Genomic DNA, 1,169 nt, shown 5'->3' on the forward strand with positions numbered 1-1,169 from the left:
GGAGGGTCTGATTAACGCCTGATTTATCGCTGAATCGCTTTTCAACTCGAAAAAAAGCCATTCAAGCGCGATTTTGGCGTTATCACCCTCTGTTTTGTTCGATTTTTGCCTATTTCCCGCCGTTTTGGCGGAAAACAGGCGAACTGACCCTACGACAGCAGGTATTTTTCACCCATCAGCAGGTTGCTGAACGCAGCCAGCAAGTGCAATCGGTTACTGTTTTTGGCCAAGCCGCGATAGCGAACTTTGCTATAGCCAAAGACCTGCTTGATGTACCGGAATGGGTGTTCCACTTTGGCCCGGGCGCTGGCTTTGAGCTTCTCGGCCTTTAGCTTTCGGTCGTCCAGTTTTTTACGAGAACCGGGGCGCTTGGCAATGAACCAGGATACATTTTGGCGATCTTTATGCTCATCCCGCTTTTGAATGCCAAGATAACCGGCATCACCGAACACGCGCAGCTCGTCACCGTGAAGAAGGTTGCCGGCGGACACGATGTCGTGGACATTGGCAGCGGTGGTATCGATGCTGTGGATCAAGCCGAGCGTATCGTCCACGCCGATATGCATCTTCATGCCAAAGTACCACTGGTTGCCTTTTCTGGTTTGTCGCATCTCAGGGTCGCGCTGGCCGCTTTCATTCTTCGTGGAGCTTGGTGCAGAAATGATGGAAGCATCCACAATGCTGCCTTCACGCAGCATCAAACCATTTTTCTCCAGGTGCTTGTTCACCTCTTTGAACAACACCTTGCCAAGGCCATGGCGCTCCAGGAAATGACGAAACTTGAGAATGGTGGTTTCGTCCGGCAATCGGTCCAGCTTCAGGCCGGCGAACTGGCGCATGGATTCGATCTCATACAATGCGTCTTCCATGGCAGGATCACTGAGGTTATAGAACAATTGCATGCAGTGGACTCGCAGCATGGTCGGCAGCGGATACGGTGGCCGGCCAGTCTGGCCCTTGGGGTAATATAGGGCTACCTTCTTCTCCAACTGCTTCCACGGAATCAGCTTGTCCATCCGTTCCAGAAAAATCTCGCGGCGGGTTTTACGCTTCTTGGTCTGGTACTCGGCTTCGGAGAAGGTGATCTGATCCATGGTGGCAACGAATCCTGTGCAGTTGACGATGACCGTATTATCGCTGATTTTGAGACTTATTCAGAGCCTCCTTAG

At 51.9% G+C, this 1,169-nt stretch carries 1 protein-coding gene; it reads right to left on the reverse strand.

Features of this window, described 5'->3' with window-relative positions; all coding sequences use genetic code 11:
• Nucleotides 1–149: 149 nt before the first annotated feature.
• On the reverse strand, nt 150–1,094 hold the full coding sequence (locus MLC70_RS18415) for an IS5 family transposase (protein ID WP_153741791.1): 945 nt from the start codon (nt 1,092–1,094) through the stop codon (nt 150–152).
• Nucleotides 1,095–1,169: the final 75 nt, after the last annotated feature.

Source organism: Marinobacter goseongensis (assembly GCF_023156235.1).
GTDB classification, from domain to species: domain Bacteria; phylum Pseudomonadota; class Gammaproteobacteria; order Pseudomonadales; family Oleiphilaceae; genus Marinobacter; species Marinobacter goseongensis.